The 1634-nt window shown below is 39.8% G+C and carries 2 protein-coding genes; both read left to right on the top strand.

Features of this window, described 5'->3' with window-relative positions:
- The first annotated feature begins 250 nt into the window (after nt 1-250).
- Entirely contained in the window at nt 251-1252 is a 1002-nt protein-coding gene (locus BGP77_RS02860; RefSeq protein WP_108163236.1) for a hypothetical protein, read from the top strand.
- Between the two features lie 52 nt (nt 1253-1304).
- A partial coding sequence (locus BGP77_RS17890) for a hypothetical protein (RefSeq protein WP_146171175.1) occupies nt 1305-1634 on the top strand: 330 nt, incomplete at its 3' end.

Below are 1634 nucleotides of genomic sequence, written 5' to 3' on the forward strand. Positions count from 1 at the left end.
GGCTCGGTAATTCATTCTTTCAAAACCAAAAAGCCTGTAATTAAGTTTGTTTTTGAAACAAATAAATCTAAGCAGTTCTTGCCTCTGTGCATTTAGCGTCCACACTATCTAAAGTGATACTGTTGACCATGAATATTTGTATAACACAGTATCGTTTGAATTCGTTGCAGATCTTCAAACGAGTGTTCTGGAAGTCAGCGGGAAAAAGGAGAACGCCAATTAGTAATTACGCTAATTAAGGAGATTCAACATGACGTTTAAATTCAATTGTATTTCATTCTTCAGCACGCACTTACTTTTCTTTTCTCTATGCTCTCTGAGTTTTTCCGCCGACTGTGATCTTATTTACGATGAATTCGACAGCCTAATGAATAAAAAATTTCTGATAAATCCGGAACAGTTTGTTTCCGTTAAATCGCACCGCTTATCGAGAAATGACTATAACGATCAACAAAAGGGCATATTCATGCTGTCACCAGAGAGACAAGAATTGGGTGTGGCTATAATTCATACGAATAGAAATACCTGGGGTAAAATACTGTTTACCTGGACAGGCAGAGATAACCCTATATTAGTCATCAAAGAACTGGTCCTGTTTGGGCGTGTTCAAGATGGTTTCCGTCAAACTCAAAAAACAGATCTTAAAGTTTCTTCATCAAATACATTAGATTTAGATACCGGCCGAAGCGGTGGTGAAGGTGCTGATCTATGGTTTCATAATGTTAATGGCCGTGAAATGTACATCGAAGCAATTAATGGCGCTACATTAAAATTTCCAATGGAATCGCTGTGCAAAACCACAACACCAACATTCACTGCATTAAAACCAGCCAAACCAGTTTTAGGGCAGCTTCAGATTGCTGCTTCGAATACCGAAGGCGAAATACCGCCACAATCTAAACATATAGTAGCTCGTAACTTAACAGCAGATGGGCATGTGCTGCTGACCTATTCAGATGGAAGTAAATTAGAGCTTTTTGACGGAGGGCAGACACGAATTTCACCCGATGGATCGAAACAACCGATGTTTTTTAGTACAGCATTGCCAGCTGCATTTCCAGTCGATCCACCGGACGTGAACGAAGCCTACTGGTTAGAAATCCATCGCTCTGAACTATTGGACATCATTAAAACTTTAGTGACAGATGCGGCGACTGTAGATTCCTTAATAGAGGTTTTTGACGTAAGTGAAAACCTCTATGAAAGTATTAATACTCGCTCAGTCCTTATTCAACGTTTAGTGACGCCTTAATCCAGTCATCTAATTATCGAACAGTTTTTCTATAAAAAATGAGAGGCTATAAATGAATTGGAAACGAACAAATTTCATCAGATTATTAGCTACTGTTTTGATTTTTGCTATGACCACAAATTTAAATGCAAATGATGAAACAGAAAACAATGTATTAACCCCAAATGACAAAGCTGCCGAACTGCTTGCAGAGGCACATTCTGCAGGCAAATCCTCCGCAGCTATCGATGACCCTGCTCGCCCTCAGGCTTTACCGAGCAATCAGGTGAGTAGTGAGACTAAACAATCATACGAAAAGGCGCTCCGCGATTACTATCATTATCGTAGCGTTGGCTTAGAACATCGTCAGTCGGTATTTCAATGGCAATTGTTCAGCGCGAAG

The sequence above is a fragment of the Saccharospirillum sp. MSK14-1 genome, from assembly GCF_003054965.1.
In the GTDB taxonomy this organism is placed as follows: domain Bacteria; phylum Pseudomonadota; class Gammaproteobacteria; order Pseudomonadales; family Natronospirillaceae; genus Saccharospirillum.

Coding starts and splice junctions, on each gene's coding strand:
- BGP77_RS02860 (WP_108163236.1), top strand. CDS start 251: ATGACGTTTAAATTCAATTGTATTTCATTCTTCAGCACGCACTTACTT.